The sequence below is a fragment of the Actinokineospora spheciospongiae genome, from assembly GCF_000564855.1.
In the GTDB taxonomy this organism is placed as follows: Bacteria; Actinomycetota; Actinomycetes; order Mycobacteriales; family Pseudonocardiaceae; genus Actinokineospora; species Actinokineospora spheciospongiae.
Map to the genome: position 1 here is coordinate 1 of NZ_AYXG01000213.1, position 5,364 is coordinate 5,364.

General features: G+C 70.7%; 7 protein-coding genes. 3 read left to right on the top strand and 4 right to left on the bottom strand.

Features of this window, described 5'->3' with window-relative positions:
- Positions 1 to 79: 79 nt before the first annotated feature.
- Together UO65_RS27005 and UO65_RS27010 are read right to left on the bottom strand one after the other, a co-directional pair.
- Positions 80 to 352 (bottom strand): GlsB/YeaQ/YmgE family stress response membrane protein, encoded by a 273-nt coding sequence (locus tag UO65_RS27005; protein WP_035287920.1) that lies wholly within the window; start codon positions 350 to 352, stop codon positions 80 to 82.
- A gap of 390 nt (positions 353 to 742) precedes the next feature.
- Complete coding sequence (locus UO65_RS27010; protein ID WP_035287922.1) at positions 743 to 1,174, bottom strand: Hsp20/alpha crystallin family protein; 432 nt, start codon at positions 1,172 to 1,174, stop codon at positions 743 to 745.
- 183 nt (positions 1,175 to 1,357) lie between these two features.
- Here UO65_RS27010 and UO65_RS27015 point away from each other — a divergent pair, with 183 nt between their 5' ends.
- Positions 1,358 to 1,879, top strand: a complete 522-nt coding sequence (locus UO65_RS27015) for a hypothetical protein (RefSeq protein ID WP_035287908.1) — start codon at positions 1,358 to 1,360, stop codon at positions 1,877 to 1,879.
- Between the two features lie 144 nt (positions 1,880 to 2,023).
- The gene (locus UO65_RS27020) at positions 2,024 to 2,380 is read left to right on the top strand and encodes an STAS domain-containing protein (protein ID WP_052021835.1); all 357 of its coding nucleotides are present in this window, start codon (positions 2,024 to 2,026) and stop codon (positions 2,378 to 2,380) included.
- A gap of 9 nt (positions 2,381 to 2,389) precedes the next feature.
- On the opposite strand, the gene UO65_RS27025 is transcribed toward UO65_RS27020, so the two are convergent.
- Positions 2,390 to 3,610, bottom strand: coding sequence for a PP2C family protein-serine/threonine phosphatase (locus UO65_RS27025; RefSeq protein ID WP_035287911.1), 1,221 nt, complete (start codon positions 3,608 to 3,610; stop codon positions 2,390 to 2,392).
- A 194-nt stretch (positions 3,611 to 3,804) separates the two neighbouring features.
- Here UO65_RS27025 and UO65_RS27030 point away from each other — a divergent pair, with 194 nt between their 5' ends.
- On the top strand, positions 3,805 to 4,230 hold the full coding sequence (locus tag UO65_RS27030) for an ATP-binding protein (protein ID WP_035287914.1): 426 nt from the start codon (positions 3,805 to 3,807) through the stop codon (positions 4,228 to 4,230).
- 13 nt (positions 4,231 to 4,243) lie between these two features.
- Here UO65_RS27030 and UO65_RS27035 read toward each other — a convergent pair whose 3' ends face one another.
- Entirely contained in the window at positions 4,244 to 5,302 is a 1,059-nt protein-coding gene (locus UO65_RS27035; protein ID WP_035287917.1) for a fatty acid desaturase family protein, read from the bottom strand.
- Positions 5,303 to 5,364 lie beyond the last annotated feature (62 nt).

Here is a 5,364-nt window from a genome sequence, read left to right on the forward strand (position 1 = left end):
GCGAACCTGCGCGAGATGATGGATTCGCGGGTGGACTCCGCGCGGGCCGTCGGCCCCCGCTGCGGGTCACGCGAAGTGGTTACGCGTGGTGGTGCGTCTTCTTGCCGATCGTGACGCGGTAGACCGCGAGCAGGATCAGCGAGCCCAGGATGGCCAGCAGCCAGGTGCGGATCGAGAAGAAGTCCTGCAGGCCACCACCGAAGATGGCGTTGCCGATGAAGCCACCGATGAGGGCGCCCACCACACCGATCACGGCGGTGACGATGAAGCCACCGGGGTCCTTGCCCGGCATGACGGCCTTGGCGATGAGGCCGGCCAGCAGACCGAGAACAACCCAACCGATGATGCCCATCACGAACTCCTTCCTCATGACCTCGGCTCTTGCGCCGTGGTCCTCCGTTGCTGGTGGTGAAGTGCCCCCTTTCGCCGGAACTCAATCACCGCCGGGGGAAACCCGTTCCCGGCACACGGGGAACCGGTGCTCCGATCGAGGCATATGCGCTGATCATCGACTTCTCGCGCCATGAAAACCGGATACCCGGGAATCCACACGGGATGGGCCGCGATCACGACCATCAGCAGAAAACGGACAGGGATCGGGGTCCCCGGCACCGGTGTCCACGCCGGACCGGATGAGCGCGACCCACCGGGCCCCGGTCCGACGGGTCGGTCACAAGGCCCCACGCGGACGAGGGACCGCCGCGTGCCACCCGCGCGGGGCGGCACGCGGCGGTCGGGCGGATCAGGACTGGATCTCCTGGGGCCGGTCGGCCCGCACCGCGATCCGGCGCGGCTTGGCCTGCTCGGCCACCGGGATGCGCAGGGTCAGCACCCCCGCGTCGTAGTCCGCGGAGATCCGCTCGGTGTCCAGGGTGTCGCCGAGGAAAAGCTGGCGGGAGAACACGCCCAGCGGTCGCTCGCTGACCTGCACCTGCACGTCCTTCTCGGCGATCGGCCGCCGTTCGGCCTTGACCGTCAGGACGTTGCGCTCCACGTCGATCTCGATCGCCTCGGGGTCCACCCCGGGCAGGTCGAACGACACCACGAACTCCTGACCGGACCGGTAGGCGTCCATCGGCATCGCCGCGGGCTTCGACCACGTCCCCGCCGCACCTGCGGCCAGGTGCTGGGCCAGCCGGTCGAACTCACGGAACGGGTCGGTGCGCATCAACATCGGTTCCACCTCCACGATTCGGGTTCGTCAACACGCAGGTACAGGTATAGCACGTCATCCAAACGATGACAAGTGGTGTGTCGTCGCCTGGATGACGAAGATGGTCTTGTCCTGCCAGCCACCCGTGCCCCGAGCACAATGGGACGGACTGACGACCGTGCGGACCCCAGGAGGCAGTCACCGATGACGCGGGTGGTCATCCAACCGTCGTACGGGAAGGCGGAGACGCGCAGGCACTGGGCGGACACGCTGGACCGCGGCGTGTCGTTCCCCGAGGCCCGGCGCGCGGGAGCACTGGACGCCGAACACCTGGCGGGCCTCACCGCCGCGCACCCCGGCGGAACAGCGCGGTTCTGGGGCGCCACCGCCCGCCACGACCGGACCATGGAGCACATCGACGCGGGCGACGTCTTCCTGCTGACCGGCCAGAAGCACGTGCGCGGCATCGGCGTCGTCGGGCACGGCTTCCGCGACCACGCCTTCGCCCGCTGGCTGTGGACCCCGCGACCCCAGGACTGCCTGTGGAGCAACGTCTACAGCTTCACCGACTTCCACCCCACGTGGATTCCGTACGAGGAGATCTGGGCGCTGCCCGGCTTCAACCCGGGGGACAACTTCATGGGCCTGCGACTGCTGAACGAGGAGAAGGGGAACACGATCCTGACCGGGCTCGACGTCCTCGCCGAACTCAAGGTCCCGACCTGATCGCCCGCCCCGCTCCGCCCCGCCTGACGGACGTCCTTGTCCGGTGCTCCCACAGGTCAGCAGGTAACGTACAACCAGCACGCTCCGTGACCAAGTGTCATCATGCGTGAAAGCACCGATCGCGAACCGTGGAGGGAGTGGGGTGTGAACAACGAGCCGGTGACCGCCACCGTCGAACGGGGAGAGGGTCGTGTCGTCGTCCGCGTCAGCGGTGAGGTCGACATGGCCACGGCCCCCGTGCTCGCCGAGGCCCTCGACCGCGCCTTCACCGGGGGCGACCCCGCCCGGGTGGTCGTGGACCTGACCGGGGTGTCGTTCTTCGCGTCCTCCGGTCTCGCCCTGCTCGCCCAGACCAGCGCCCGCGCCCGGGACACCGACACCGACGTGGTCGTCGTCGTGGCGCCCGGGGGTCCCACGGAGCGCGCCATCACCGTCACCTCGATGGACCGCTCGATCCGCGTGGTGCACGACCTGGCCGGGGCGACCTCCGACAGCGCGTAGGGACCGGGCTCAGGTGGTGGGCAGCAGGGTGCCGTGCGCGGTGGTCGACCACTCCACCAGCATGAGCGTGGCGTCGTCCTGGAGCTGGCCGTTCTGGTGTTCGAGGACCGCGTGGACCACCCGGCGGAGCGTTTCCGGCGCCGGGAGGTCGGCGGCCTCGTGCCGCTCGGTGAGGTCTACCAGGCGGTCGAGGCCGAACGGGACGCCCTCGGGGTTGCGGGCCTCGGTCACCCCGTCGGTGTGCAGCAGCAGGCGGTCGCCGGGCTCCAGGGCTTCGCTGTGCACTTGGACGGGCCGGTCGCCGATGAGGTGGCGCAGGCCCAGGGGCGGGCGGGGCTTCCCGGCGAGGGTCTTGACCATCCGCGACCGGCGCAGCACCACCGGCGGCGGGTGCCCGGCGAGCACGTAGGACAGGACACCCGTGTGCAGGTCGAGGTCGACCAGGACGGCGGTCGCGTGCCTGCCGGGCACGTGGGCCGCGTCGAGCACGTCGTCGGCCGCCGCCGCGATCCCGGCCAGGTCAGCCCCCGCCCGGCGGGCGTTGCGGGTCGCGGCGAGCACCATGCTGGTGGTGAGCCCGGCGCGCAGGTCGTGGCCGGTGGAGTCGAACACCGCCAGGTAGGCGCGGTCGCGGTCCACGGCGTAGTCGAAGCCGTCACCGCCCACCCGCGCGAACGGCTCCATGATCGCGGAGACCACCACGTTCGGCCCCGCGAAGGTCGACGGCGGCAGGAGCTGCCACAGCAGTTCGCTGGCCACCGTCATGTCCTCGGTGCGGCGCACGGTGTGGAACAGGTCGCTGTAGGGGTACTTGGCGACGACGAGGTGACCGACCAGCCCGGCCAGTGCCCAGCAGCGCTCGCGCACGGCGCCGTCGGCCGGGTCGGCGCCCTCCGGCAGGACCAGGTGCAGCACGCCCACCCGCTCGGTGCCGTCCAGCAGCGGCAACCACAGCGCGGGCCGCCCGGACCCCTCGTCCTGCGACGGCATCAACGCGGTCAGCCGGAACGACCGCCCCGCGACCGTGCCGTCCACCCCCAGCGGCTCGGCGGACCCGGGCGGCACCGGGCGCAGCGCGCGCTGCGGCAGGTCGGCGAGGTAGATCCGGGCCCGCATCCCCAGGACCACGCCCGCCTCGTCGAGCAGGTCGACCAGGTCGTGCGCGGTGGCCACGTGCGACCCCGTGATGAGCTTGTTCAACGCCGTGAACCACGCGCTCTCCGCCACCATGCTCCGACCTTAGAGCCGACGCGCCCCCCGGCCGAGACCACCCCTCGGCGACCCCACCCGGGCAGGTGGCGGGCACCAACCAGCACCGCGCCCCCGGCCGGAGTAGCGTCGGCCGCGTTTGGGCGTCGCAAGAAGGAGTGAGATGCGCGATGGACGGCTTCGTCTCACCACCGTCCGACGGACCAACACCCCCGGTGGATGACACCGACGGCGCCGCCGCCCACTCCCCCGACGCGTCCACCCTCACGATCGCCGTCCCCGCGATCCCGGCGGGCATCGGCACGGCCCGCAGGCGCCTCGACGCCTGGCTGCGCCAACACGCGGTCACCGGCCCCCTCCGCTGCGACGTCGTCCTGCTCGCCGACGAGGCCATCACCAACGCCGTCGAACACGGCCACCGGCACCTCGACAACGGCGAAGTCCTCGTGACGGTCACCGTGGACGCCCGGCGCATCACCATCACCGTCGCCGACCGGGGCCGCTGGCGCCCGGAACAGGACGACGCAGGCGTCACCCACGGCTGGGGCATCCCGATGATGCAGGCCTTGGCCGACCAGATCGAGATCACCTCCGGCGATGCGGGAACCACCCTCACCGCGAACTTCTCCCGGCTGGGGTGACCCCCGCCTGGAGTCAGCGGGCGGGAGCTTCGCGCAGCGGGGCACCGACCTCGTGCAGGTGCTGCAAGACGTGCCCATAGGTGCGCAGCAGCCCGCACTGGGCGTATTCGATCCCGCGTCGCAGGCAGAACTCGCGCACCAACGGCTGTGCGCGACGCAGGTTCGGGCGCGGCATCGTCGGGAACAGGTGGTGCTCGATCTGGTGGTTCAACCCGCCGAGGGCCACGTCGACCCACGGGCCGCCCCTGATGTTGCGGCTGGTGAGCACCTGCTTGCGCAGGAAGTCCAGCGACTTGGCATCGGTGTAGGTCGGCATCCCCTTGTGCCCCGGGGCGAACGAGCACCCCATGTACACACCCCAGAGGCCTTGGTGCACCGCGATGAACGCGATGGCGATCGGCGGTGACAGCACCAGGAACACGGCGGTGAGGTAAACCGCGAAGTGGACGATCAGCAACGCCGCCTCGCGCCTGCGCGACACCGCCTTGTCCTGCCACACGGCCTCGATGCCGGACCAGTGCAGGCTCAACCCCTCCAGCAGCAGCAGGGGGAAGAAGAGCGCCGCCTGGTGCTTGACCGTCCAGCGGACGAACCCGCTCCGGTCGCGGGCCTGCCCCCGGGTGAAGGCCAGGATCGGGATGTCGAGGTCGGGGTCTTCGTGCTCGTGGTTCGGGTTGGCGTGGTGGCGGGTGTGCTTGCCCATCCACCAGCCGTAGCTGATGCCGACCAACCCGGCCACGGCGTAGCCGACGCGGTCGTTGGCCCGGGCGGTGTCGAAGATCTGCTTGTGCCCGGCGTCGTGGCCGAGGAACGAGATCTGGGCGTACACCACGGCGAAGAACACGGCGGTGCCCAACTGCCACCACGAGTCGCCCAGCAGGGCGAACGCCACGCAACCACCTGCGAAGGCGAGCGCGGTGAGGACGAACTTCACGGCGTAGCGGCCGTGCCGCCGCTTGAGCAGACCGGCATCCCGGATGATGCGGGACAGCTCGGCGTAGTCGGACCGCTGGGCGGGGCTGGGAGTGGCGGGGTTGTCCCGAGTGCCGGTGGGCGCCGCAGACGTGGACATGTGTTGCTTTCCTTCCCGAAGAGCTGCGTCGCCGGGTTCAGGGGCAACAGTTCGCACCCGGG

Coding starts and splice junctions, on each gene's coding strand:
- UO65_RS27005 (WP_035287920.1), bottom strand. CDS start 352: ATGGGCATCATCGGTTGGGTTGTTCTCGGTCTGCTGGCCGGCCTCATC.
- UO65_RS27010 (WP_035287922.1), bottom strand. CDS start 1,174: ATGTTGATGCGCACCGACCCGTTCCGTGAGTTCGACCGGCTGGCCCAG.
- UO65_RS27015 (WP_035287908.1), top strand. CDS start 1,358: ATGACGCGGGTGGTCATCCAACCGTCGTACGGGAAGGCGGAGACGCGC.
- UO65_RS27025 (WP_035287911.1), bottom strand. CDS start 3,610: ATGGTGGCGGAGAGCGCGTGGTTCACGGCGTTGAACAAGCTCATCACG.
- UO65_RS27035 (WP_035287917.1), bottom strand. CDS start 5,302: ATGTCCACGTCTGCGGCGCCCACCGGCACTCGGGACAACCCCGCCACT.